The 26,873-nt window shown below is 48.3% G+C and carries 23 protein-coding genes; 4 read left to right on the top strand and 19 right to left on the bottom strand.

The genetic code is table 11. The features are described from left to right. Positions 1-83: 83 nt before the first annotated feature. From FN001_RS11955 to FN001_RS11975, 5 genes are all read right to left on the bottom strand, one after another. Positions 84-1,817, bottom strand: coding sequence for a [FeFe] hydrogenase, group A (locus tag FN001_RS11955; protein ID WP_142411974.1), 1,734 nt, complete (start codon positions 1,815-1,817; stop codon positions 84-86). Continuing rightward, positions 1,811-3,643 carry an NAD(P)-binding protein gene (locus FN001_RS11960; RefSeq protein ID WP_142411975.1) on the bottom strand — a complete coding sequence of 611 codons (1,833 nt, stop codon included), beginning with the start codon at positions 3,641-3,643 and terminating at the stop codon, positions 1,811-1,813. The genes FN001_RS11955 and FN001_RS11960 overlap by 7 nt, the downstream gene beginning before the upstream one ends. A 284-nt stretch (positions 3,644-3,927) precedes the next feature. After that, on the bottom strand, positions 3,928-5,139 hold the full coding sequence (locus FN001_RS11965; protein ID WP_142411976.1) for a hypothetical protein: 1,212 nt from the start codon (positions 5,137-5,139) through the stop codon (positions 3,928-3,930). Positions 5,140-5,225: 86 nt separating this feature from the next. After that, the gene (locus FN001_RS11970) at positions 5,226-6,407 is read right to left on the bottom strand and encodes an amidohydrolase (protein WP_142411977.1); all 1,182 of its coding nucleotides are present in this window, start codon (positions 6,405-6,407) and stop codon (positions 5,226-5,228) included. A 21-nt stretch (positions 6,408-6,428) separates the two neighbouring features. Then, positions 6,429-7,613: a MalY/PatB family protein gene (locus FN001_RS11975; protein ID WP_142411978.1), complete on the bottom strand. Its 1,185-nt coding sequence runs from the start codon at positions 7,611-7,613 to the stop codon at positions 6,429-6,431. Positions 7,614-7,819: 206 nt separating this feature from the next. Between FN001_RS11975 and FN001_RS11980 the strand changes: the two genes are divergently transcribed. Next, positions 7,820-8,371, top strand: a complete 552-nt coding sequence (locus FN001_RS11980) for a helix-turn-helix domain-containing protein (protein WP_118530238.1) — start codon at positions 7,820-7,822, stop codon at positions 8,369-8,371. A 253-nt stretch (positions 8,372-8,624) separates the two neighbouring features. Here the strand turns inward: FN001_RS11980 and FN001_RS11985 are convergent, their stop codons facing one another. The 7 genes from FN001_RS11985 to FN001_RS12015 all read right to left on the bottom strand — a co-directional run bounded on the left by FN001_RS11985 (position 8,625) and on the right by FN001_RS12015 (position 15,602). Further along, positions 8,625-9,386 carry an SDR family oxidoreductase gene (locus FN001_RS11985; protein ID WP_142411979.1) on the bottom strand — a complete coding sequence of 254 codons (762 nt, stop codon included), beginning with the start codon at positions 9,384-9,386 and terminating at the stop codon, positions 8,625-8,627. A 25-nt stretch (positions 9,387-9,411) separates the two neighbouring features. Further along, a complete protein-coding gene (locus FN001_RS11990; protein ID WP_142411980.1) occupies positions 9,412-10,452 on the bottom strand; it encodes a zinc-dependent alcohol dehydrogenase in 1,041 nt (346 codons plus the stop codon). Between the two features lie 57 nt (positions 10,453-10,509). Then, positions 10,510-11,793, bottom strand: coding sequence for a TRAP transporter large permease (locus FN001_RS11995; protein ID WP_142411981.1), 1,284 nt, complete (start codon positions 11,791-11,793; stop codon positions 10,510-10,512). Beyond that, positions 11,784-12,278 carry a TRAP transporter small permease gene (locus FN001_RS12000; protein WP_142411982.1) on the bottom strand — a complete coding sequence of 165 codons (495 nt, stop codon included), beginning with the start codon at positions 12,276-12,278 and terminating at the stop codon, positions 11,784-11,786. Before FN001_RS12000 ends, FN001_RS11995 begins: the two co-directional genes overlap by 10 nt. A 10-nt stretch (positions 12,279-12,288) precedes the next feature. Further along, positions 12,289-13,308, bottom strand: coding sequence for a TRAP transporter substrate-binding protein (locus tag FN001_RS12005; RefSeq protein ID WP_243122005.1), 1,020 nt, complete (start codon positions 13,306-13,308; stop codon positions 12,289-12,291). Positions 13,309-13,481: 173 nt separating this feature from the next. Further along, a complete protein-coding gene (locus FN001_RS12010) occupies positions 13,482-14,729 on the bottom strand; it encodes an enolase C-terminal domain-like protein (protein WP_142411983.1) in 1,248 nt (415 codons plus the stop codon). Between the two features lie 138 nt (positions 14,730-14,867). Continuing rightward, on the bottom strand, positions 14,868-15,602 hold the full coding sequence (locus FN001_RS12015) for a FadR/GntR family transcriptional regulator (protein ID WP_118299043.1): 735 nt from the start codon (positions 15,600-15,602) through the stop codon (positions 14,868-14,870). Positions 15,603-16,047: 445 nt separating this feature from the next. Between FN001_RS12015 and FN001_RS12020 the strand changes: the two genes are divergently transcribed. The 3 genes from FN001_RS12020 to FN001_RS12030 all read left to right on the top strand — a co-directional run bounded on the left by FN001_RS12020 (position 16,048) and on the right by FN001_RS12030 (position 19,191). Further along, positions 16,048-17,460, top strand: coding sequence for an NAD(P)/FAD-dependent oxidoreductase (locus tag FN001_RS12020; protein WP_142411984.1), 1,413 nt, complete (start codon positions 16,048-16,050; stop codon positions 17,458-17,460). An 85-nt stretch (positions 17,461-17,545) separates the two neighbouring features. After that, a complete protein-coding gene (locus FN001_RS12025; RefSeq protein ID WP_142411985.1) occupies positions 17,546-18,229 on the top strand; it encodes a helix-turn-helix domain-containing protein in 684 nt (227 codons plus the stop codon). Then, positions 18,226-19,191 carry an IS3 family transposase gene (locus FN001_RS12030; RefSeq protein ID WP_185911801.1) on the top strand — a complete coding sequence of 322 codons (966 nt, stop codon included), beginning with the start codon at positions 18,226-18,228 and terminating at the stop codon, positions 19,189-19,191. The genes FN001_RS12025 and FN001_RS12030 overlap by 4 nt, the downstream gene beginning before the upstream one ends. 637 nt (positions 19,192-19,828) lie before the next feature. On the opposite strand, the gene FN001_RS12035 is transcribed toward FN001_RS12030, so the two are convergent. The 7 genes from FN001_RS12035 to recA all read right to left on the bottom strand — a co-directional run bounded on the left by FN001_RS12035 (position 19,829) and on the right by recA (position 26,777). Then, positions 19,829-20,716 carry a site-specific tyrosine recombinase gene (locus FN001_RS12035; RefSeq protein WP_142411986.1) on the bottom strand — a complete coding sequence of 296 codons (888 nt, stop codon included), beginning with the start codon at positions 20,714-20,716 and terminating at the stop codon, positions 19,829-19,831. A 210-nt stretch (positions 20,717-20,926) separates the two neighbouring features. Beyond that, positions 20,927-21,373, bottom strand: coding sequence for a hypothetical protein (locus FN001_RS12040; RefSeq protein ID WP_142411987.1), 447 nt, complete (start codon positions 21,371-21,373; stop codon positions 20,927-20,929). Between the two features lie 214 nt (positions 21,374-21,587). Continuing rightward, positions 21,588-22,124 carry an NUDIX hydrolase gene (locus tag FN001_RS12045; protein WP_118321973.1) on the bottom strand — a complete coding sequence of 179 codons (537 nt, stop codon included), beginning with the start codon at positions 22,122-22,124 and terminating at the stop codon, positions 21,588-21,590. Between the two features lie 156 nt (positions 22,125-22,280). Then, complete coding sequence (proC, locus tag FN001_RS12050) at positions 22,281-23,081, bottom strand: pyrroline-5-carboxylate reductase (protein WP_142411988.1); 801 nt, start codon at positions 23,079-23,081, stop codon at positions 22,281-22,283. Positions 23,082-23,307: 226 nt separating this feature from the next. Continuing rightward, positions 23,308-24,834, bottom strand: coding sequence for a ribonuclease Y (gene rny / locus FN001_RS12055; protein ID WP_142412094.1), 1,527 nt, complete (start codon positions 24,832-24,834; stop codon positions 23,308-23,310). 222 nt (positions 24,835-25,056) lie between these two features. Further along, the gene (locus FN001_RS12060) at positions 25,057-25,569 is read right to left on the bottom strand and encodes a regulatory protein RecX (RefSeq protein ID WP_142411989.1); all 513 of its coding nucleotides are present in this window, start codon (positions 25,567-25,569) and stop codon (positions 25,057-25,059) included. 131 nt (positions 25,570-25,700) lie between these two features. Continuing rightward, positions 25,701-26,777 carry a recombinase RecA gene (gene recA / locus FN001_RS12065; protein WP_118299050.1) on the bottom strand — a complete coding sequence of 359 codons (1,077 nt, stop codon included), beginning with the start codon at positions 26,775-26,777 and terminating at the stop codon, positions 25,701-25,703. Positions 26,778-26,873 lie beyond the last annotated feature (96 nt).

The raw sequence follows: 26,873 nt of genomic DNA on the forward strand, positions 1-26,873 counted from the left end.
CAGTCGATAATTTCACGGAGACTGACTGTGATTTGCTTCGTGTAAGTGGGGGAATCCTTGCTGTTGTTAGTTAAATAATTCCCTTACTGATTTTTCCAATGCTCCGTATGCAGCAGCATATGTGCCTTGTGGGACATCGTTTTTCCGAAGAAATCGCTGTAGATCTCCTTGATATCCGGGTTCTCATGGGAATAGCGGATATCTGCCTTTGCATCCAGTGCATAAAGTTTCTTTCCGCGTATGAACGCCAGCTCCTCCCCATCATGGATCGGCTGTCCGCCTCCGCCGACACAGCCGCCCGGGCAGGCCATGACTTCCACAAAGTCATAGTGGATCTCACCGCGCTCGATCTGCTGTAAGAGTCTTCTCGTGTTTCCGAGTCCGCTGACCGCCGCAATGCGGAGCCTGATATCACCGATGGCAAATTCCGCTTCCTGAACTCCGGCATTCTCCTGAAAACCTCCGCTGCGGACCGCTTTAAAAGCGTCTGCAGGTGGGTTCTCGCCCTTTAAGGTAAAGTATGCCGTGCGGAGAGCCGCCTCCATAACGCCGCCGGTCACTCCGAAGATCACGCCCGCGCCGGTTCCCGCGTGCATCGGGCTGTCGCCAGGGATCTCCACTAAGGTATCCGGGCGGATATGGGCGGAGCGGATCATCTTCACAAGTTCTCTTGTTGTGAGAACCGCATCCACATCATGTCCGGCATACTCGCCGTAGAAGAGATCCATCTCCCGCTCGCCCTTCTTTGCCACACACGGCATAATGGACAGCGTAAAGATCTGATCCGGAGAAACACCAAGCTTTTCCGCGAAATATGTCTTCATGACTGCGCCGAACATCTGCTGCGGGGATTTCGCGGTAGAGAGATAGTTCACCATGTACGGGAACTGGGTCTTCGCGAAGCGTACCCAGCCGGGACAGCAGGACGTGAACATCGGTCTATCCTTCAGCTCGCCGCTCGTAAACCGTTTTATAAACTCTGTGCTCTCCTCCATGATCGTGAGATCCGCAGAGAATACCGTATCAAAGACGTAGTTCACGCCCATGCGTTTTAAAGCATCGAAGATCTTTCCGACCGGCGCGTCCTCGTCCGTAAGTCCGAGTTCCTCGCCCCAGGCCGCGCGCACCGCCGGTGCAACCTGTGCCACCACGATCTTATCCTTATTCTCGATCGCTTCCCAGACCTTCTCCGTATCATCTCTCTCAGAGAGCGCACCCACCGGACAGTGGGTGATACACTGGCCGCAGAGAGCACAGTCAGCTTCCCGGATCGTCTTATGTCCCGCCACATTCACGGTCGTTCTGGATCCGGTTCCCTCCACATCCCAGATGCCAAGCCCCTGTATCTTGTCGCAGACCTGTACGCAGCGCATACACTTGATGCACTTCGCAGAATTGCGGATCAGCGGGAAATCCTTATCCCACGGCTGGTATTCCGGTTCCTGTTTGAACGGAATGTCCAGGATATTCAGGTCATAGGCAACCTGCTGCAACTGGCAGTTTCCGTTTCTCGGACAGACAACGCACCGGTTATCATGCTGGGATAATAATAACTGTACCGTATTTCTTCTATGATTTCTGACCTTCGGGCTGTTGGTGTAGAGCACCATGCCATCCTTCACGACGTTGTTGCAGGATGTGATCAGCTTTTCTTTTCCTTCCAGCTCCACGACACAGACTCTGCAGGCCGCGATCTCATTGATTCCCTTCAGATAACAGAGCTTTGGGATCGGGATCCCGTTCTTCTCGGCAGCTTCCATGATCGTAATATTTTCCTCTGCCGAAATCTGTTTTCCGTCGATCGTAATATTTACCATAATGTACTCCTGCCTCCTTTAAAGATTCCGTATCCGAAATGGTCGCAGCGCAGGCACCGACCGGCCTCCTGCTTCGCCTCCTTCTCGGTCATGCAGTTCTCCACTGCGTTGAAATCACAGACACGCTCGCCGGCATCACGTTCCGTTAAGTTTACGCGTCCGCATGGGGTCTTGTCCTTCAGGCTTGCCTCCGGAATCTCCACACCGCTGGTGATCTCATGGTGATAGCCGAGATATTCGTCGATATTCGCCGCGATGACCTTCGCCGCTGCGATGGCTTTAATAACAGACGCCGGACCGCTGGAGCAGTCGCCGCCCGCGAAGACACCTGGCATATTCTCAAACGCTCCGCTCTTTAAGGTTACGATCTTGCCGCGGGATACCGGAATTCCGGCTTTCTCGAAATGTCCGGACTCGATATCCTGTCCGATGGCCTTTATGAGGACATCACATGGAATGTAGACATCCGGTTCCCCCGTCGGCTTCACGCTGGCACGTCCATCCTTGATCGCGCTGATCATCTGCGGGGTCGCGTAGATGCCATGGATCTTATGGTCTTCTCCGACATCCAGAGAGGCCGGGGCCTTTAAAGTCACGATCTCGATCCCCTCCGCGATCGCGCCCTCGATCTCACCCGGCAGCGCCGTCATATCGTTTCTCCGTCTTCTATATAAAATGCTGACTTTCTTCGCTCCAAGTCGTTTTGCCGTGCGGACTGCATCCATGGACACGTTTCCGCCGCCGATGACAACGACTTCCTTTCCGGTCAGGTCGATGATCTCGTCTTTTCCGACACTCCGCAGGAACTGTACCGCGGAGAGAACGCCGTCCGCGTCCTCACCCGGAAGTCCAAGCTTCTTATCCGTGCTGGCGCCGATCGTGATGAGCACCGCGTCATACTGTTCCCGCAGTTCCTGGATCGTGATGTCCACACCGATCTTTAAGCCATATTTTACTTCCACGCCGGTCTTTAAGATCGCGTTGATATCGTCATCCAGCCGAGCTTTCGGGAGACGATAGTTCGGGATCCCGTACCGCAGCATACCGCCGAGCTTCGGCAGCATCTCGTACACGGTCGTCTGATGTCCCATGAGCTGTAAGTAGTAAGCAGCACTTAAACCTCCCGGACCGCCGCCGAGGACAGCGACCTTTTTCCCGGTCGACGGAGCACATTTCGGCGGATCCACAACACCCGCGTAATCTGCCGCGAACCGTTTCAGTCCCCGGATATTGACCGCATCGTCGACCATGTTTCTCCGGCATCTCGCCTCACACGGATGCTCACAGATAAAACCGCAGGTGGTCGGGAACGGGTTGTCCTTCCGGATCAGGCGGATCGCGTCGGCGTATCTGCCTTCCTCCACCAGGGCCACATAGCCTGGAATGTCCACGTGGGCCGGACAGATCGCGACACAGGGAACCGGCTGGTTGTAGGTACAGGTACAGCGACCGTTCTTAATGTGCTCCACATAGTCGTCGCGGTAACCGATGAGTCCCTTGTAGACCATGTTCGCCGCCTCATAGCCGATCGCACAGTCCGCGGAATCCATGATGGAAAGCGCCGTCTTCTCCATAAGATCCAGTGTGTCCATTGTCGCTTTTCCGTTTAACACATCCCGGATCAGCTGGTTTAACTGTCCGAGACCGATCCGGCACGGAACGCATTTTCCGCAGGTCTGCGCGTGGCAGAGCTCCAGAAACGCTCTCGCCATATCAACAGGACAGAGCCCCGGCGGGCTCGACTCGATTCTTCGTTCCAGATCTTTATAAAGTCCCTCCATCACGATCCGCGCGCGGGTCGGGGACATGATTTCCAATCTGCTCATATGATCCTCTCCTCTGCAATCTTTTTTTTCATCGGTCACACCTGCCCACGCAGGCATGTCTGCCTTCCCCTCTATGGCTTATTGAATTTGTTTCTTAACATATTGTCGATTCTATCACGTGATCGTTAAATAAATCAAGTATTTTATGCATTTTGCTTAATAATCTTTTGTTTAACGTTAATTTTTAGACAAATTCATAAATATGATCGTGACCGTTACAAAAAACAGGGGATAGCAAATACTATCCCCTGGAAAACAATCCCATCAAAATCAGTTCATTTTTATTAAAGCATATTGGCAAATACACCTGCTATCATAACAGATGTTATGGTAACTGTAACGAACCCACCTACGATCATTGGCGCAAACATTTGTCCCATCAGATACTTCTTTTCTTCTTCTGTTTCTGCCAGAGCATTACAGGTTGACTCTGTGATGATCGCGTTCATAGGAAATCCATAAAGTGCTGTAAGTGCGGTTGCAAAGCTTAAACCAAATCCTGTATGTAAAACCCTTGAAATAACAAATACAAGAGCTGCCATTCCTGCAACACCGATCACGATAAGCAGTATCATTGGTACTACGATATTTCCTAACATTTCCGTTGTACAGTCTTTCAGTCCGTCATAAATAAACATCATGATCGCAAACATCACAATACCATAGGAGTTACACTTATTCATGGAATCTTCGTCTAAAAATCCTATATGAGTAAGGATAACGGATAAAATCAGCACCCATACCAGTCCACTGATACTGCCTACAAATGGAACAGGTATCTTGGCAAGCATTGTAGCGATCCATCCAGTAAGTGCCAGCTTTGCAAATATCATTACATTGCTGTTATATTTCGCAGGAAGCGGAGGAAGCAGCTTTTTATGTGCCGCTGCCTTTAATGTACCATTTACTTCATCCAGCTGTACACCTGTATTCTGATATGCAGCCCCTTTATTTGCCCTGAACTCCTTTAACATCTTGCGTCCACCAAGCTGCAGGCAGACCGCTGTAAGAGGATAACCTGCAAATCCCTGGATACAGTACATGGCAATAGCAAAAACAGCTGCATCCTTTAGCCCCTTTGCCTCTGCTGCCTGCTGCATGATCGTTGCTGCCACTACACCACCGGTCAGAGGTGGAAGACCTGCAATAACAAAGCTCTTATCCATCAGCATCGGGCAAAGGAACAATGCAAGTACCGTCATTCCCACCAGTCCGAATAGACAGATAACAATGACTTTCCACTGTTCAGCCAGCTGTTTTATACTGATGATTGTTCCCATATGGGCTACCTGCAGGTAGCAGCAGATGGTACTTCCAAAAGGGATCAGTCCTGCATTGGTAACAAGATCGTGTGGAAATACCGTCCAGTATCCCAAAAGCATGACCACAGCGCTTACAAAAACAGACGGAACCCAGGCTTTGGTTAAATTAGAAACCATTTCACCTATAATATAAGAAACACAGCAGATTAAAAATGCCAGCATGAAATTATACATAAATCCCCTTCTTTCTTGTATGTACTCCCAAAAGCTTCTCACTTAATTAAGTGCAAAGGCTTCCAGGCGCGTATCTGTAAAAATGATCATCGAAATGCAAATGACAGTTCTGCACAAACTCCTAACAGTAATGCTGATTCATCCACATCAAAACGGCTGTTATGATGGGCTGCGCCAGATCCCAGATCTGGATTTGCAATTCCCAAGAATCCCAATGCGCCTGGGTATTTGTTTAAATACTTGCAAAAAGTTTCAGAAGCAAACCATAGACCATGTTCTCCCAGCACCTGGGGACCACACATCTGTGTCAGTTTTTGTGCTGTTTCTTCTGCAACTTCCTGATCATTAATGACCGGCTCCATCAAAACCTTTGTATATGGTTCAAACTCCACCCGGCATCCATGTACATCTGCCACGTTTGTACAGGTCTTCTTGATCAAAGCCAGCACCTTTTCTCCTGCCGGGCGGCTGAAATACCGGGAAGTTCCACTGAAAAATGCCTCATCCGGGATTGCATTCCAGATCTCACCAGCCTTCTGTACGCAGATACTGAAGGTAAGAGTTTCCTCTGCATTCATCTGATTCTGTAAAGCGGAATCCAATTCACAAACAATATGACTTGCCGGGATCACAGGATTCTTTGCCAGATCCGGTCTGGAACCATGTCCGCTTTTTCCGATCACATGTACTCCAAAACAAACAGCCCCCGCCATTCTCGGTCCGGAAACCAGGTTGATCTTTCCTGCCGGCATGTCATTATACACATGAAGAGCAAAGCAGTCATCAATTGGATACTCACTCACCAGTTCCAATACATGCTGATAACCATCAAGGGCTTCTTCCCCTTCTTCAAAGCAACAGTATACTGTACCCTTTAATTGTTCACGTATCTGGGATAATACTTTTATCGTTGTCAGCATCATAGCCATATGTGCATCATGACCGCAAGCATGGCATACCCCAGGTTTCTGGGAAACACATGCTTTAGGCTGGATCAGATTATCAGTATCCTCCTTCACTGGAAGAGCGTCCATATCGCAGCGGAGCAGATGATGTTTTCCAGGCTTTTCCCCTTTTATAATAGCTACCAGCCCCGTTCCGGCAGCCAGACGGTACTCCACTCCCATTTTTTCAAGTTCACTGATGATTGTCTTGCGTGTCTCAAATTCCTTATTTGACAGTTCCGGGTTCATATGAAAATATCTGCGCATTTTGATCAGGTATTCTTCCTGTTCTTTTGCCAGCTTAAGGATATCAGGATCATTCATTCTTTCTTCTCCTTCCTGCTTTTATAAAGCATCAAGCGCATCTGCGATCCGGTTCAACGCCTCTTCAAGCTGTGCTCTCGGGCATGAAAAATTAATACGCTGAAAGCCGCCTGCTTCCCCATTAGGCCCAAATTTTGGTCCATCATCTGTTGCCACTTTTGCTTTATGGCACATAAAATCCCATAATTCCTGATCTGTCATTCCATAAGCCCTGAAATCCAGCCAGCCAAGATACGTTGCTTCCGGAATACGATATTTCACCTTTGGCATCCGTTCCTGTATAAAATCTGCTATAAACTGTGCATTCCCGCGCAAATACTCTTTTAATTCTTCCAGCCATTCCTCACTTTCATTATAAGCTGCGATCTGTGCTACCGCGCCAAATGCACCCGGCCATAAATAATATGGCTGCATTTTTTCCTGGAATGCTGCACGCATCTCATCATTTGGAATAATAATATCAGATACCAGCAGTCCGGCTACATTAAAGCTTTTAGACGGTGACGTGCAGATAATGCTGTTCTGTGCAAATTTATCACTGATCGTTGCAAAGGATACAAACTCTCTGTCTGTCAGGATAAGATCTGAATGGATCTCATCTACTACAACCTTCACTCCATTATCAATACAGATATTTCCCATGCGGGTCAGCTCCTCTTTCGTCCAAAGGCGTCCGCTTGGATTTTGAGGGCTGCATACCAGGATCAGCTTTGTTTTCGGATCTTTTGCCTGCATTTCCAACTGCTCGAAATTCATCTCATAATAACCGTCTTTATTCACAAGGGCATTGTATACAATATGACGGCCTGTTTTATTAACATAATCATAGTAAGGATAATAAACCGGAGATTGGATGATAACGTTATCTCCCGGATCTGTGAACAGTTCAATGGCAAATACAAGGGGAAGATTCAATCCCGGTGTATATGTGATCCATTCTTTTTTAATATCCCAGTGATTACGTCTTTTCTGCCAGTTAACGCAGGCCATGAGAAATTCATCTGCAAGATACCCATATCCGTAATTCTCATGAGCCGCACGGTCCTGGATCGCTTTTGCCACTGCAGGTGCTGCCTTAAAATCCATATCTGCAATACCCAGTGGGATCACATCGCTCTCTCCATACATTTCCTGACGAAGTTTGGATGACCATTTAATAGACATAACCTTGGTACGATCAATGCAACTGTCAAAATCATATTTCATACAACATACCTATCTGTGCTGATTCTGTAAAACATGTCCAATATATTAGAACAGACGATTGGAAAATGACAGACTTTCAGACACAGCACATCCTTTCCTTTTTCTAATGAATGATATATAATACAGTTGTTGGGTTTGCAAACTCAATGTATAATATATTGTACATTTTTTCCAATATATTGTCAATGGATGGGAGGATTTTTGTTTTGGAAAAAATCAACGAAATTGTTGCCAATAATATAGCTATATTGCGCAAAAAAAATCGTTTAAGCTTAGAAGAACTTGGAAAACTCAGCGGAGTCAGCAAAAGTATGCTGGCACTGATTGAAAAAGGAGATGGGAATCCTACTTTAGGGATTCTCTGGAAGATTGCCAATGGACTGGGTGTGCCTTTTGATGAATTGACAAGACGACCGGATCCAATGAACCATGTAATTAAGATTTCTGAGATTGAACCAATTCCTATTGCAGATGGTACTGCAAGGAACTATTCCGTTTTTTCTGACGATAAAAACCGCCGTTTTTCTGTTTTTTACCTGGAAATGGACAAAGACTGTCATTGGAACTCTGACCCCCATTTACAGGGAACTGTTGAATTTTTTACTGTTACAGAAGGTTCTGTGAAGATTATAAATGACGGAGAAGAATTCATCCTGAACAAAGGTGATGGTATCCAATTTCGCGGAGATGTTCCTCACAGTTACCAGAATATAGCTGACTGCCAAAGTATAGCGTACAATATTATGTACAATCCGTAAAATTATGTGGTAAATACCACATTGCCCACATTTCCAAAGACAATAAGGGAATTTTTTGTATCAGTATATATATAATGTACCCTATCACATTCTCGCGCCTCGCGCGGTCGCTTGCGATAATCTACAGCTTCGTGCGAGTGCGCATCATTGGCACGTTAGTGCCTTTTGTGTAATAGGGAATTCCTCGAAATTTCCTATTACACAAAAATACCGCCCGGAGGTTTTCCAGACGGCATTTTCATTTGTACTTATACTATTTTACAAGATATCCTCCATCAACCGGAATGATCGCCCCGCCAAGATAATCACTGGCGTGGGATGCGAGGAAGATACATGCGCCCTTCATGTCATCACCAGTACCCCAGCGATTTGCCGGAATGCGCTCGGTGATCTGCTGATATCTTGGATTCTCTGGGTCAAGCAGCGCGGAGTTCATCTCTGTTGCCATATAGCCCGGTGCGATCGCATTGACATTGACGCCTCTTGCGATCCAGTCATTGCTGAGCTCCTTGGTGAGCTGTGTCACACCTCCCTTTGCTGCTGTGTAAGCCGGAACAGTCTGTCCGCCAAACCAGGATACCATGGATGCGATGTTGATGATCTTTCCATATCCCTTCTTCAGCATGATCTTTGCAGCTTCCTGACAAAGAATGAATACAGAATTTAAGTTTACGTTGAGAACTTCATCCCACTCTTCGATCGGGAATACTTCTGCGCTATGACGTCTCTGGATACCATGAGCGTTTACGATAATGTCAAGATCGCCGCCGAGTGCTGCCACACAATCGTTGAATCCCTGATATACCTGCTCCCGCTTACTGAAATCTGCTTTTACACCATGGCACTTGAATCCACGGTCGCAGAATCCTTTTGCCACATCATAGACCTTATCGGAAGTTCCGACGATCACGACCTCACATCCTGCTTCCATCAGACCTTCTGCCATTCCATAGCCAAGTCCTCTTGTTCCGCCTGTTACGATTGCTTTCTTTCCTGCTATGTTAAATAATTCCATGATCATGCTCTCCTTTTTATTATTATTAATCAAACAGAATTACCATCTTTTTCGCTGACTCATCCGGATGATCCATCAGATGGAATACCTTGTCGATCTCGCTGAATTTAATGAATGTTGTTGCGATGCCTTCAGTGATATACTCACCCTTTTCCATTCTTGCGATCGTCGGCTGGAACGCATCCTGAGACATTCTGGAGCCAATGATGTCAAGCTCTCTCTGATTGATCATCGCCTGCGTGATTCCCTCTTTTTCTGTGCAGAATCCCATCGGTACCATGCGGCCCGCGTTGCAGAGGATACCCGGCTGCAGGCACATCGTCAGGGAGCCCGGGAAGCATGCAGAGTCAAACGCTACGGTGCAGCCATGTCCGTCTGTGATTTTCTGGATCTCCGCAACAACATCCTGAGTCCTGGAATTGATCACATAGTCAGCACCGTATTCTTTCGCGCGTTCAAGGGAAGAATCGCTGATATCACAGCAGATTACAGTTTTGCACCCCTTCGCCTTACATGTCTGTAAGATAATGGAACCGATTGTTCCGGTACCAAGGATAAATACGACATCATCTTCGACCACACGACCACGTCCTGTGCAGTGGGAACCGATTGCAAACGGCTCAACAAGTGCCGCATCTTCCCACTTGACAGAATCGGAAATCTTGTATACTTCTTTTGCCGGCGCTGTGAAATACTGTCTCCAGCCGCCGTCTGCTCCGGAACCTCTTACTTTTACATGCTCGCACACGTTCTTTCTTCCATGCGTACACTGGTAACAGGTTCCGCAGGAAGAGAGAAGATCCACGATAACATGGTCACCCACTTTCACATTTTTTACATTTTTACCGATCTTTGCGATCACACCGGCGTTCTCATGTCCCGGAATTCTCGGATATGTAGAGCACGGATTGGAGCCATGCCAGATGTGATGGTCACTTCCGCATACACCTGCGGATTTCATCTGGATAAGGACTTCATCCTCGTTTGCAAGTTCCGGAATCTCAACCTCACGCACCTCATATTTATGCGGTTCTACAACAACGACTTCTTTCATCATTTCAGCCATGATTCATTCTCCTTTTTCTGAAAAGCTTTGTTTTATTTATAACCGGTTCATTCCATGTTATCCAATGATCGACGGGAGCAGCAGTGAAATTCCCGGAACAAGTGCAAATAAGATTCCGCAGAGGATCTCTACTACAACGAACGGAACCAGCTGCTTTGACACCTGACCGACGGACTGTTTGCTGATTCCGCATGCCACGAACATACATGTTCCGAAAGGCGGTGTTGCCTGTCCCATTGCGAGGAGGAATACGAAGACAAGTCCGAACTGTACCGGGTCGATGCCGAATGCAACTGCGATCGGAGCAAGGATCGGTCCGAGGATCAGGTTAGTCGCTCCTACCTCGAGGAACATACCGCAGATCGTCAGAAGGATGATGATGATCGCCCAGAACATATATTTATTGGAAACGAATGCGAGCATAAAGTTTGTGACAGCCTGCGGGATCTGATAGTAGGAGATCAGCCAGCCAAACATCTGTGCTGTCACAACAAGGATCATCAGGTTTGCAGTTCCTTCCGCTGTATTTTCCACGATCTCCCAGATCGTCTTTAAGCTGATCTCACGGTACACAGCAAGACACACGATCAGACCGTAGACAACCGCAACGACCGCAGATTCTGTCGGGGTGAAGATTCCGGCATAGATTCCTCCGAGAATGATGACCGGCATAACGAGCGCCCATACAGCATCTTTGAAAGAAACAAGAAATCTCTTAAAAGAAAACTTATCGGATTTCGGGAATCCGCATTTTTTTGCTTTGTAGTAAGCGTAGATGCAGAGGAAAATACTGCAGACAACGCCCGGCAGGATTCCTGCCATTAAAAGAGCTCCAACATCAGTTCCTGTGATATTTCCGTAAATAACAAGTACGATACTCGGCGGGATTACGATTCCAAGTGTTCCGCCGATCGCCTGAACGGCTGCCGCGTAGGATTCCGGATATCCTCTTTTTACCATCTCCGGGTACATAAGTCCGCCAATCGCAGCTGTCGTTGCTACGGAAGAACCAGAGATCGCAGCAAAGAAGGTACATGCAACGATCGATACCAGGGAGATTCCTCCGGAGATCCATCCGACGAGGGAATCAGCAAACGCAACGAGGCGTTTGGAAAGGCCGCCTTTTGACATAACGTCGCCGGCAAGCATGAATGCCGGGATCGCCAGCATGGAAAAGCTGTTGGAATTAGCGAAAATTCTCTGTGCGATCACAACGAATGTGAGCTTCGGGTCTAAAAGAACCGCTACAATACAGGAAAGTCCCAATGCCCATGTGATCTCAAGACCACAGGCCATAGCCACGAGCAGGACAACGATCAGGGCAACTGCTGCTATCTGCATGATTCTTCCTCCTTCTTCTTTCCGAATTCTTCCCAGGTGTCTACGATCAGGGCGATGCAATTTAAAATGAAGCCGATAAACATGATCCCGTAAAGAATGCTCATCGGGATTCCCATCGCCGGGCTGATCTGGTATCCGCCGATCTCAATGAGACCGTAACCGCTGTACATGAAGATCAGGCTGACATAGATCGCAACTGCTTTCCGGATCAGATCCATCACATACTGCGCTTTTCCTTTCAGGTATCCGTCGATCAGCTCGATCCGGACAAACAGATGGTCCGTCGCTGCCAGGTTGATCCCGAGAACGATCAGCGCCACGAACAGGTATCTGGAAAGTTCCTCTGACCATGTCAGGCTCTTAAAGATGACAAATCTGCAGAATGTCTGTAAAAATACGACTCCGATCATCAGAAAGAGAACTGCGCCGATGACCGCTTTGTTGATTTTCTGGACCTTTTTAAAGGCCGCTGCAAATGTTTCCATAACGCACCTCCTAGTTTTCTGATGATAAGGACCGGATCTCAGAGATCACGTCTCCATACTGTTCTTCCCACTGTGCATACAGGTCTGCCGCCTTGTCGATAAACTGCTGTTTATCCGGATATGTGACGGTCATTCCCTGTTTTTCCAGCTCTGCGACTGCCTCGGAATCCATCTTGCGGCTGAGCTCTCTCTCCTCGATGCTGCACTCAGCCACCACACGTTTGAAGGTTTCTTTTGTCTCATCGTCAAAGGATGCCCATGTCTCAGGACTCATGACAAGGAAAACGGTCGAGTACGCATGCTCGGTCATTGCAAGGTGGTTATTGACCTGAGCGACGTTGTTTGTCAGGATAACGGTTGCCGGGTTCTCCTGTCCGTCAAGTGCGCCCTGCTGGAGTGCCGTGTAAGCTTCGCCCCAGGACATCGGGGTCGCATCTGCTCCCATTGCCTTCCAGAATGCGATATGTACCTGGTTCTCCATGGTACGGATCTTCAGTCCGGCGACATCATCCACCGAATTGACATCCCGCTTGCTGTTTGTCAGGTTACGGAAACCGGATTCCCAGATCCCGAGTCCGTAGAGCTGGACGCCGGAAAGCTTATCGAGGAAACGTGTTCCGATATCCCCCAGGAACACGGCGTCGGCCTGTTCGGTCGATGTGATCAGGTACGGAACATCCAGTGCCTGGAAATCGTTGATGAAGTTTCCGATCGTGGATTGGTTGACAACCGCGATATCGATCGTTCCCATCTGACATCCCTCGATCGTATCGATCTCAGCTCCGAGCTGTCCGTTATGGTATGTCTCGATCTTATATTTTCCTCCGGTCTCATCGTAGATCCTGTCTGCAAATGTATCCATCGACTGTCCGATGGCTCCTGTCTGTGATGAGGTCTGTGCCATACGCAGGGTGATCGTTCCGTCTGTACTGTTTTTCTGATGATTGTCCTTATAGATGCTGAAACCGCTGAGTACAACTGCCGCCGCGATGATCCCCGCTGCTGCGATGGATGATGTCTTTCTGCTCATTCCCACATATTCTCCTTTCCCTGTAACTGTTCAGTACCTTCACAGTTACGAGCAAAAATCCATTCCAGATCGGCTGCGCCGATGGGATTTTTGCCTTCATGCCTATACTTTATTACGGTCAGCGCAGCAAGTGCGCAGACCTACTGAACAGTTACCTTTCCCTTTTCAAATGCTTACGGAGTTACGAGCGCTCCGTCCCGTGCTCTCGTCTGTGTCCATGTTGTCACGGTATTTTCACACGGATATTTTGCCGCCTCGGCTTCGTCGATATCGACTCCGAGTCCTGGCTTGTCGTTTGCGTATACATATCCTTTCCGGTATTCCGGCATTCCCGGGAACACATCGAGCAGAGCGCCGTGCGGTCCCTTTAATTTCTGGATCACGAAGTTCGGCGGTTCGATCCCGGACCACTCCTGAACTCCGAAGTTCTGGGCCGCGAGGTCGATGTGGATGTTCGCTGCATGTGCTAACGGTGACATGTCGCCCGGTCCGTGCCATGCGGTCCGGACACCGAACTGCTCCGCAAAGATCTGGAGCTTTCTCGCCGGTGTGATTCCTCCCACCTGGGTGATGTGGACGCGGATGAAATCGATCAGCTGCTCGGCGATGATCGTTCTCCACTCATACGGGTTGTTGAACAATTCGCCCTGCGCGATCGGGATGCTCGTCTGCTGTCTCAGATTTCTGAGCCAGGAGAGCTGCTCTAACGGGACCGGATCTTCCAGGAAGAACAGGTCATACGGCTCAAGGCCTTTCGCGAGAGCCACAGCGTCCGCCGGAGCGATCCGCTCATGAACATCATGGACCAGCTGCATCTCATATCCGATCTTCGAACGGATCTGCTCGAACAGATGGATCGTATCGCGGATGTACTTTTTTGAGTCGAGATACAGACCGTCATGAGCGCCCTCCGGAGCTGTCGATGGCGTATCTCCATATGGAAGACCGCCGTATCCGCCGCACTGGCATCTCAGATGCGTGATGCCCATCTCCTGATACATCTGGATGTTCTCACAGATCTCATTGATGTCCTTTCCGTCTACATGGCGGTAAACCGGGATTCCTTCCCGGACTTTTCCTCCAAACAGCTGGTATAACGGCATTCCCGCCATCTTTCCTTTGATGTCCCAGAGCGCCATGTCGATTCCGGAAATCGCATTGTTCTCGATCGGTCCGTTTCTCCAGTAGCCGTTCTGGTGCATCAGCTGCCAGGTCTCCTCGATATTTTCAACCGGACGTCCGACCAGAAGAGGTCTCATATACTCTTCGATCAGATGCTTTACGGTCAGATGACGGTAAGCAAAGGTTGCGCATCCCAGTCCGTAAAGTCCCGGCTGGTTTGTCTCGATCTTTACGACCACAAGGTTGATCCCTTCCGGTGCCGTACAGATTACGCGGATGTCCTTGATTCTGACTGACATTTTCTGTTCCTCCTTTATCATTCTTTGCACCTTTTTAACTTGTCTTGATCGCTTCTTAACTTGTTACTCATCATACAAGTTAATCTTTATATTCAGGGTACCGTCCGACCTGCTTCCGGTACCCGTCATGGCTTTTCTTTATATATTTCCGTCCGCTGCTGCCTCCGGATCCTCGTTTTTATTCTCCGCGATCTTCCCGGACGCTCTCAGCGTTTCCAGCGAACCGCCCAGATGCTGTTCCATAATGTCATGCGCCCGCTTTGCGTCGCGCTCCCGGAACGCCTCCAGGATCTCTGTGTGAAAATGAAGTCCCGTCTCGTATCCGAACAGCTCGTTCATCTGCTCATGATTCTTTCTGGATTCCAGGAAAACCTTGTGCAGGCTTTTCTCGAGAAGCGGATTGCCGGAGGTCCGGCTGATCACCTCATGGAACTTCAGGTCCGCCCGAACGAATTTCGCCCGGTCTCCCTTAAACTCCTTCATCTGCTCCAGATATGTCTCCAGAGCCGCGATCGTCTTCTCGTCACAGTTCTCCATCGCCAGTACACATGCGCCCGGTTCCAGAATTCTCCTGAACTCCAGGACTTTATAGATGTCCATACAATCTTCCGAAGTGATCTTATACTCCGCCTCGTCCCAGTTCTCAACCTGGCTGTTGATCAAAAAAGTTCCCTTACCCTGGTAGCTCTTGAGAACCCCGATCCCGATCAGATACTGAAGCGCAGACCGGATACTGGACCGGCTGACTCCAAGCTCCCCGACCATCTGATTCTCAGACGGGATCTTCTCGCCGACCTTCCATTTTCCTGCTTCAATATTTTCCTTCAGGTACTCAACGACCTGATCTGTAATGTTCACGGTTTTGATTCTCATACTCTCCTGCTGCCTGTTCCCCTTTTGATTTTTACTTGTCGGACAACCTATAAGTTGATTATATTCCAAATTTTCCCAAAGTCAAGCTTCTTTTATAAATTTGGGAAAAGCCGACGAAAATGATATTTATTTTTGTGCATTTATCACAACTGTGAATTCCATGGTTTGAAATCCATATTTTCCGGTCCACACACCACGGAACCGCTGTTCACACCGCTTTTCACGCCACAATGAACCCTGTTCACAGCCGGTGAGCAATCTGGGCTGGAGTGCCGGACGCTCACCGGCATCTCCCCTTGCCAACATACTATCAAATCCATTACAATCTGATATATAAACTCCCTTGCGTCCCCCAACCAGCCATGATAAAATAGAAATGATGCGTACAGAAACCTTTCCTTTCTGTACTGATCGTAATCCCTAACCCGAAAGGAGTCCTCAATCTATGAAATCCGGAGAACACTTTGACGTGATCATCATCGGCGCCGGCCCGTCCGGTATCTTCTGCGCCTATGAACTGATCAAAGAAAAACCAGAATTAAACATCTTAATGATCGAAAAAGGAAGACCGATCGAAAAACGCGTATGTCCAAAGAGAAAAACAAAAGTATGCGTTGGCTGTAAACCATGTTCCATCACCACAGGCTTCGCAGGAGCCGGAGCTTTCTCCGACGGAAAGCTCTCCCTCTCCCCGGATGTCGGCGGAAACCTTCCGGAAATCTTAGGATATGATAAAGCAACGGAACTCATCAAGGAGTCCGACGATATCTACCTGCAGTTCGGTGCTGATCAGAACGTATACGGTGTTGACAAACAGCAGGAGATCCGCAAGATCCGTAAAAAGGCCATCAATGCAAACTTAAAACTGATCGAATGCCCGATCCGTCACCTCGGAACCGAGGAAGGCTACAAGATTTATACCCGCCTGCAGGATCACCTCCTCGCAAACGGCATCCACATGGAATTCAACACGATGGTAAAAGATATCATCATCGAAGACGGAGCTGCAAAAGGTGTCATTACCGATAAAGACGAGGCATACTACGCAGACGAGATCGTCTCCGCCATCGGCCGCGAAGGTTCCGACTGGTTCTCCCACATCTGTGCCGACCACGGGATCGATACCGAGGTCGGCACCGTTGATATCGGTGTCCGTGTCGAGGTCCGCGACGAGGTCATGGAATTCCTCAACAAGAACCTCTACGAGGCAAAACTCGTATACTACACACCGACCTTCGACGATAAAGTCCGCACCTTCTGTACGAACCCGTCCGGTGAGGTTGCGACCGAGTATTACGAAAACGGTCTGGCTGTCGTAAACGGTCATGCTTATAAATCAAAAGAATACAAGACAAACAACACCAACTTCGCGATCCTGGTATCCAAGAACTTCACAAAACCGTTCAAGACCCCGATCGAGTATGGTAAACACATCGCCCAGCTCTCCAACATGCTCTGCGACGGAAAGATCCTCGTCCAGACCTTCGGAGACTTCCAGAGAGGCCGCCGCACCACAGAGGAGCGCCTCTGCAGAAACAATATCATCCCGACCTTAAAGGATGCTGTTCCGGGCGATCTGTCCTTGGTTCTCCCGCACCGCATCATGGTCGACATCAAGGAGATGTTAAAAGCTCTGGACAAGGTAACTCCGGGTATCGCCAGTGACGAGACACTGCTTTACGGCGTGGAAGTTAAATTCTATTCCAACAAGGTCGTTGTCGATAAGGACTTTGAGACAAACATCCACGGTCTCCGCGCCATCGGCGACGGCGCATCCGTGACCCGCGGACTTCAGCAGGCATCCGCGAACGGACTTTCCGTTGCGAGAAGTATCTTGGCGAGAATGGATCAGAAATAAATGATAAAAAGAGCACCTTACGATTGATATGATACCTCCAAAGTAGACAGGTTAAATAACCAAAATCTACTTTGGAGGTATTTTTATGGGTAGGAAGCCCAGGTGTACAGTTGAAGAAAAAGTTGCTGCTGTTGAGGATTACCTGAATGGAACACGTTCTGTCTCTGAAATCATGGCAGATTTATGTATAAAAAGTACACGAACCATAAGGGACTGGATATTGGCATATCAGAATGGAGGTATGGAAGCTCTTTGCCCTGTTACAGCCAATCACTCCTATTCCAGGGAATTTAAGCTTGAAATGATTCAAAGATATATTGCCGGGGAAGGTTCGGTTACCGATTTATGCGCCAGATATGGCATCCCTGCACATGTTACACTGCAAAACTGGATTTCGTTGTATAATGCCAATAGAGAACTTAGGGATTATGATCCCAAGAGGGAGGTCTATATGGCAGAAGCACGAAGAAAGACAACGATAGCTGAACGTAAAGAAATCGTCGAATACTGTATTACCCACAACCGAGATTATAAAGGAACAGCTTCTCTGTATGATGTTTCTTATGGGCAGGTGTATTCATGGGTAAAAAAATATGATGCTAGTGGGGAAGAGGGTCTGTCCGATAAACGCGGACGTCACAAAACGGATGATGAAGTCGATGAGCTAGAACGGTTACGCCGGGAGAATATGCGACTAAAACGCCAGCTTGATGAAAAAGACATGGTAGTGGAACTGTTAAAAAAAGTGAAAGAATTCGAAGGGATGTGAGGTTTGGAAAACTACGGTTTGAATCAAAATATCTGGCAATAAAATATTTTCATGAAGGAAAACAATGGAGCATCAACTGGATGTGCAAACAGCTGGGGATATCGCACGCGGCTTACTACAAATGGTTGCACCGACCGATTACGGAGCAGGAATCCAAAAATAGAAAACTGGCAGAACTGATAAAGGAGTATGATGAGCAGTTCGGGCATATCCTGGGATACAGACGGATGACAAGCTGGATCAACCATTTCAATCACACCAGTTACAGCAAGAACAGAGTCCACAGAATCATGAAGAAGCTGGGAATCCACTCTGTTATTCGTAGAAAAAAGAAGAAATACCATCCGTTCAAGCCGGAGACGACAGCGGAAAATAAGCTGAAAAGGGATTTCAATGCCACAAAACCTAACGAAAAATGGGCTACTGATGTCACGGAATTCAAGATTCCTGAAACAGGAAAGAAGCTATATCTTAGCGCCATCTTTGATTTATATGACCGTTTTCCTGTTGCATACGTTGTAAGTAAAAGAAATGACAACAAGCTCGTATTTGATACTTATGACAAGGCACTTATTGAAAATCCGAATGCAAAACCGATTTTTCATAGTGACAGAGGATATCAATACACCAGCAAGGTTTTCCAAGCAAAGCTCCAGAATCAGGGCATGGAACAATCCATGTCCAGAGTGGGGCGTTGCATAGATAACGGTCCTACAGAAGGGTTGTGGGGAATCATAAAATCGGAAATGTATTGTATGTACCAGATAACAGATGAGCAGTCCCTTCGATCAGCAATTGACGGATACATGAAGTTTTACGCCGAGGAAAGACCTCAGGATCGGTTTTACTGTAAAACTCCGTCAGAAGTAAGGCGGGATGCATTATCGGCAAAGGAACCAGTGCAATATCCCATTGCTGAAAACAAACGGATTGCAGCATACAAATCCAAATGGTGTGCGTAACTTTAAACATACCCCCAGAGTTGCATTGTAAAATTGACGATGGAATAAATGTTTCATAAACATAAATATCCGCCACATCAGATCAGATATGGCAGATACATTTAGAAATTAATTTTAAATATTTTGCTTGTCTACTTGACAAGGGGCAGATCATTTGCAATCTNTGTAAAATTGACGATGGAATAAATGTTTCATAAACATAAATATCCGCCACATCAGATCAGATATGGCAGATACATTTAGAAATTAATTTTAAATATTTTGCTTGTCTACTTGACAAGGGGCAGATCAGATCAATGTTTCAGGGATTTTTCTTTCTGACATTGTGATGATAGGGTTACAGTACACGGGCACTCCATGCCCGCGCACTGTAACAGGATTTTGCCGATGCTTCGCATTCCGAATCGGCAAAATCTGCTGCCACAACTGTATTGTACGGAATTTTCAGTTCAGAAAATTCCTACCGTGTACAGTAACACGATAGGTGCTCTTTTTCTTAGTTCAATTCGAGTTCAGCCTCTGTGTTCCAGTCAGCGCAGGCCGACAAATTTTCTCAAAGTCTCCGTTCTCTGTCGTTTGTTTCGATCGATATCGGTATATTGTCTGCGAAGAATGTGTATATTCGCAAAATGTTTTTTCACTTTCTCGGATGTGCCCCCTGGTACGCCTCCCGGACTGTATTTTCCGTCGCATATGCCGTATACATCTGCGTGGATGCCAGGTCGGAATGCCCCATCATGGTCTGAACAGCGCGCATGTCAGCGCCGTTGCTCAAAAGATGGACCGCAAAAGAGTGGCGCAGGGTGTGCGGTGTGATGTCCTCCTCGATCCCGGCCCGCTCCCCATAATATTTGATCAGCTTCCAGAAGCCCTGACGGCTCATGACTCCTCCGCTGCAGTTTGTAAAGAGAAGTTCCGAACTCATTCCCTTTAAGAACGTCTCCCGCGAGGCCTCCAGATACTTCACCAGCGCATTTTTCGCCGCATGGCCGAACGGGATCATCCGCTCTTTATGCTCATCCCGGCAGGTGATAAAGCCGACCGCCATATTCACGTCTGAAAGCTTCATGCTTACAAGCTCCGTCACACGGATCCCGGTCGCATATAAAAGCTCCAGCATCGCCTTATCACGGATCTCTTTCGGATTCGCACAGGACGGCTGGTCCAGAAGTCTCGTCACCTCATCTACTGTGAGGATCACTGGCACCTTCTTTTCGATCTTCGGTGCATGGATCGATTCCGCAGGGTCCCTCCGGATCATTCCTCTCCTATGCATCCAGCCAAAAAATGACTTTGCGGACGCCAGGGACCTTGAGACCGTCGATGCCGCCTTTCCCTCTTTTCCCTGAAAAAGGAGATAAGAATTCAGCGCGGTCTTTGTTACCTTTCCGCACTCCGTGATCCCGTTCTCTTCCAGATAATCCGCCATCTTCAGAAGATCCCTCTGATAAGAAAGCGTTGTATTTTTTGACGCTCGCTTTTCCTCCTCCATATAATGGATGAAGGTCTGAATTTCCTCTCTCATACCTTTTCCCCGTTCATTTGCAGCTACTGTAATCCACTGTTCCCTTATTTTTTCCGGCAAAACCAATATTTTTCTACATTATATCCCCATTTTATGGCAAAATCAAACGGATTTTTCCCACTTGAATCCCTTTGCAGGGAACTCACGCAGCCCGGAAACCTTTTTCAGTACCTTTTTGCAGCAGTTCCGTGCCTTCATCCTCACTTGTGTCTACAAAAAGAACCGAAAAACTCCTGCTGAAACTTCCGGATTGATCAAAGTCTCTGCTGCGATTCCGAGTGCTGTCAATAAGATCATACTCAAGATCCGGGATTGCTCATTCCCCCGCACCGGTTCCCGGACCACGATCCACAAGAGATACGCCGCCAGCGCATAAAAGATCCCCTGTGGAAAGACCAGCCCAAAAAAGAGCAGGATCCCGCTGAATCCGCTGTGCATCGTCAGGGCACAGACGATCACTGACGCCTGAAACGATACGCAGACTGCCGACGCATAGCAGATGATCCCGGACAGCGACGTCTGGCAGATCAGGATCCCCACCAGGATCCACACAAAGCGCTTCTTCAGGACACCTGCGAACAGGCTGTAATAATCCACCGACGACAGCTCCGCAGGTGCAAAGATCCCCGCAAACCATTGTTCCAGCGTATTCTTCATCTCTGAGCTCATGTGATTGCAAAAAATCGTTCCCGCTGCAGTCCCAACAAATAAAAAAAAGGACAGCCAGAACAACTGACTGTCCAATAGTCTCCGGTGTCTGCGGATCCCAGTCATAGCGCTGCCGCCCCTGTTCCTTTTTCACAGTGTATGCGCACAGTCCCATGCTTTATCCACAATTGTTTCTGATTTTTTAGTCTTCCAGTACCTGCTCTTACCGGATTCCTTCCTTCTGGGCATACGCAAGGATCGCCGCGATCGTCTTTGCGTCCGTCATCTTCCCGCTGTAGATCAGATCCAGAAGGTCCTTCACTTCCCACTCCTCCACGTCGATGCTCTCGTCTGCGTCGAGATGCTGTTTCGACGGGATCAGATCTTTCGCGATATAGACGCCGATACGCTCGTCACAGAATGCCACCGTTGTATTGACCGTCATCAGGAATTCCAGATTTTCACTGCGGAATCCCGTCTCCTCCTCAAGTTCTCTCGCTGCACACTCGATCTTCGGCTCATCCGGCGCATCCAGCTTTCCCGCCGGGATTTCCAGAGTAAAGCGGTCCAGGGCGTTCCGGTACTGGCGCACCATCAGGATCTTTCCGTCCTTTGTCACCGGAAGAACAGCGGCAGCGCCGTCATGATGGATATAGTCATAGACTTCCTCGATCCCGTTCGCAACGACGGTGTCCCGGTAGATCTTTAAGATCATTCCTGTATAGGCAAGTTCACGTTTTAAACGAATTGTCTTTTCCATGTTTCTTTCATTTCCTCTCACTTTATGCTTTGTTCTGATCCACAGTCAATCATTTCACAAAATCCGACATGTCTGCATAGAACTGTCTGCGATTTGCTTCTTGTTCGCAATTTATCTCATTATCTGTGAATAATAGGAGAATTCTTTTTACAGCAATCAGCCCTTTAATTTCTTATTCTTCTCAAAGTTCGCATCGCAGGCCTTGATGATCGCACCGCGGAATCCATTCTCTTCCAGGGCGGCAAGTCCTTCGATCGTTGTTCCGCCCGGAGAGCATACCATATCCTTTAATTCGCCCGGATGTTTTCCTGTCTCAAGGACCATCTTCGCGCTGCCGAGCACCGCCTGGGCAACCATCTTGTAGGCGGCCTGGCGAGGAAGTCCGTTCTTCACGCAGCCGTCAGCCAGCGCCTCGATGAACATGTATACATATGCCGGTGAACAGCCGCTGGCGCTTCCCACAACATCCATCAGCTTCTCGTCCACCTTCTCCATCTTTCCGAAAGAAGTGAAGAAACCGTCGATCACCTGTTTTTCCTCGTCCGTAAACAGGTTCTCATCATAGCTCACACCGGACATTCCCTCGCCGACCATCGCCGGGGTGTTCGGCATCGAGCGGACAATTCTCGCCTCGTCTCCGAGTCCTGCCTGAAGATCCGCGATCGCATATCCGGCCGCGATGGAGATCACAACCTGATTTTTACGGATCTTTCCGTTTAATTCTTTAAACACAGTCGGAAGAACCTGAGGTTTTACCGCGAGGACCAGATATTTTACCTGCTCTGCGCACTCGGTTGCTGTGGAAACGTGGGCAACGCCCGTCTCCTCTGTGATCTTCTGCATCTTCGCTTCATGAGCACTCGTAAAAAGCAGCTCCTCCGGCTGATATGTCTTTAAAAGTCCCCGCATGATCGCGGTTCCCATATTTCCCATGCCGATAAAACCAATTTTTGCCATATGAAATTTCCTCCTAAAAATGTATCTCGACACATTCTCGCGCCGAGCGCGGTCGCTTGCGACAATCCTCATCTTCGCGCGAGTGCGCATCTTAGGCACGCAGTGCCTGTTTGTTATCGCGACAGTCACCAAGGTCTCGCGCAAGCGCGGACTTTGGCTCGTTGTTCGCGTAAATAAAAAAGCCGCAGCCATACAGATCCTCTCTGCACAGCAACGGCTTTCAATTTTATTTCGCGTAATCGGTAACTCTGGACTCGCGGATCACGTTGACTTTGATCTGTCCCGGATATTCCAGGCTTTCTTCGATCTTCTTGGATATGTCTCTTGCGAGAAGAACCATATCGTCATCGCTGATCTGCTCCGGCACTACCATAATGCGCACTTCGCGTCCCGCCTGGATCGCAAAGGACTTATCAACTCCCTTGAAGGAGTTTGTAATATCCTCAAGCTGCTTTAAGCGGTTCGTGTATGTCTCCAACGTCTCTCTTCTTGCGCCCGGTCTTGCAGCGGAGATCGTATCTGCTGCCTGAACGATGCAGGAAATAAGGTTCGTCGGCTCAACATCGCCATGGTGAGATTCCACAGCATTGATAACGATCGGGGATTCTTTGTATTTCTTACACAGTTCCGATCCGAGCTGTACATGGGAACCTTCCATCTCATGGTCAACGGATTTTCCAATGTCATGTAATAAGCCGGCACGCTTTGCCATTCTGACGTCCACACCGATCTCGGCTGCCAGTAAACCGGATAACTGTGCGACCTCGATGGAATGCTTCAATGCGTTCTGACCATAGCTGGTCCTGAACTTCATCTTGCCGAGGAGCTTGACGAGCTCCGGATGGATATTGTGAATGCCGACCTCAAGGATCGCAGCTTCACCTTCCTCGCGCATCATGTTTTCAACTTCCTTCTGCGCTTTCTCCACCATCTCTTCGATTCTCGCCGGATGGATACGTCCATCCACGATCAGTCTCTCAAGAGCAATTCTTGCGACTTCACGTCTTACCGGATCAAAACCGGATAATACGACAGCTTCCGGTGTATCATCGATGATGAGTTCCACACCTGTCATTGTCTCAAGAGTACGGATATTACGTCCCTCTCGTCCAATGATGCGGCCTTTCATCTCGTCGCTCGGGAGCTGTACAACAGAAACTGTTGTCTCTGCAACATGGTCAGCAGCACATCTCTGGATCGCTGTAACCACGTATTCCTTTGCTTTCTTGTCAGCTTCTTCTTTTGCCTTGGCTTCTAATTCCTTGATAAGCTTTGCAGTGTCGTGTTTTACATCTTCCTCAACAGATTTCAGAAGATATTCTTTCGCCTGTTCGCTGGTAAGTCCGGAGATCTTCTCCAGTTCTTCCTGCTCCTTAACAAATAATTCCTCGACCTCGGAAGAACGTTTTCTTAAAGTTTCTTCCTTCGCGGCAAGACTGGATTCTTTTCTCTCCATTGCCTCAGATTTTTTGTCAAGGTTTTCCTCTTTGCTCAGTACGCGGCGCTCATAACGCTGGATCTCGGCTCTCCGTTCTCTGGTTTCCTTTTCAAGCTCGTTTTTCGCTTTTAAATTCTCTTCCTTCGCTTCCAGGAGAGCTTCTTTCTTCTTCGTCTCGGCGACCTTCAATGCTTCATCTATTATTTCTCTGGATTTTTCCTCTGCGCTTCCGATCTTACTCTCGTAACTTTTTTTATGGTGAGCCACAGCTATCTTCCAGGTAATAGGAGCCACAATAATTGCTGCTATCAACATGCTGATTATTGGTGACACAGGAGCACCTCCTTTATTTAGTTTTCATTGTACTAATTACAACACTTCAATTCTAAACTGTTTTATGCATTATGTCAAGTATAATGCCCGCATTCCGGGGACTTCTGTGCATCCCCACGAAGGTTGTCGAACTGCAGTCCGCGGACTCTCTCAGCCTCTGAAAATCAGCACTGCAGTTCCTGTTCACCGATCAAAAACAGCTTCTCACTCCCACTGTTTCATCGCACTGTTGATCGCGTCATAAGAAAAGCCCTTTCTCGCCAGGAACGCGTAGATCTTCTGACGCTTTGCCGGGTCCGGTTCCTCCGGATCGTAGTTTTTCTTTCTCAGCAGTTCGAGGATCTGGGCAGACTCGTCAACTTCCATATCCTCGAATATCATTTCCACCAGATCATCGCTGACACCTTTCTGGCGGAGATCAAATTTCATCTGGCGGATACTCTTTTTATGTCCGTTTTTCTCTACATACCGCCTTGCATAATCCTCATCATCCAGATACCGGTAATGTTTCAGAAAAAGGATCGCATCTTCAACAGAGGCTGGCGAAAACTCCTGTTCCGCCAGCTTCTTACGCATCTCATTTTCTGTTTTTCCGGAAAACTGGAGATAGTAGAGTCCCTTATTTCGGGCTTCCCGAAACTCCTCCGGGATCGCCTCCCCATCTGCACCGGCATACATTTTCTGTTCCCGGTGTTCTTCCTGTATCCACTCTTTCATCCGTGTGTTTCCTGTATCTTTCTATCTACAGTTATCAGTTATTCTTCTCCCTGTTATTCAGAGAAGTCCCTGTACTGTCTGCAGGAATGCTGTTTCTGACGTTCCGTGAAAGGTAACGCTGTTCCTGCTTTTTACTCGTCTGCCTCTGTCTCCGCAGCCAGTGTCTCCTCCGGAGCAGCCTCCGCAGCCATCTCACCCGGGACAACGTGCTGTGCTTCCAGTCCGTGGAGCTCTCTCACCTGGTTTTCGATCTCCTCACAGATCAGCGGATTCTGCAGCAGATAATTCTTTGCGTTTTCACGTCCCTGACCGATCTTCGCGCCCTTGTAAGCATACCAGGAACCGCTCTTCTCAACGATATTCGCATCGGCAGCGAGATCAAGGACATCACCCTCACGGGAGATTCCTTTTCCGAACATAATGTCAAACTCGGCTTCTTTAAATGGCGGCGCGATCTTGTTCTTTACGACCTTTACACGGACATGGTTTCCGATCACCTCTCCGCTCTGCTTTAAGGACTCGGTTCTTCTCACATCGAGACGGACGGAGGAATAGAACTTTAACGCACGTCCGCCGGTCGTTGTCTCCGGATTTCCGAACATGACGCCAACCTTCTCACGGAGCTGGTTGATAAAGATCACGATACAGTTTGTCTTGCTGATGATCGCGGTCAGTTTTCTTAACGCCTGGGACATTAAACGGGCCTGTAAGCCGACGTGGGAGTCACCCATATCACCGTCGATCTCCGCTTTCGGAACAAGCGCCGCTACGGAGTCCACGATCACGATATCGACGGCACCGGAGCGCACCATTGTTTCCGTGATCTCCAGCGCCTGCTCGCCGTTATCCGGCTGGGAGATATAGAGGTTATCGATATCAACGCCGATATTTTTCGCGTATACCGGATCAAGTGCGTGCTCCGCGTCGATAAATCCAGCGATACCGCCGCGTTTCTGTACTTCCGCTACCATATGGAGAGCGACCGTCGTCTTACCACTGGACTCCGGCCCGTAGATCTCTACAACACGTCCCTTCGGGACTCCGCCGAGGCCGAGAGCGATATCAAGGCTCAGAGAACCGGTCGGAACCGTCTCGATATTCATATTTGCACCGGAATCTCCGAGTTTCATAACGGAACCTTTTCCGTAAGCTTTTTCGATCTGTGTGAGAGCCGCATCAAGGGCTTTTAATTTGTCATCTTTATTCATATTTTTCCTCCAAAATCCGGAACTGCACTTTTTATTTTCCGGATAACAAAATCGATCAGAATCCAGACGGTCTCCCGTAAAATCTGCAGGATCAAC

It is taken from the genome of Clostridium sp. Marseille-P7770 (assembly GCF_902143525.1).
In the GTDB taxonomy this organism is placed as follows: domain Bacteria; phylum Bacillota; class Clostridia; order Lachnospirales; family Lachnospiraceae; genus Pilosibacter.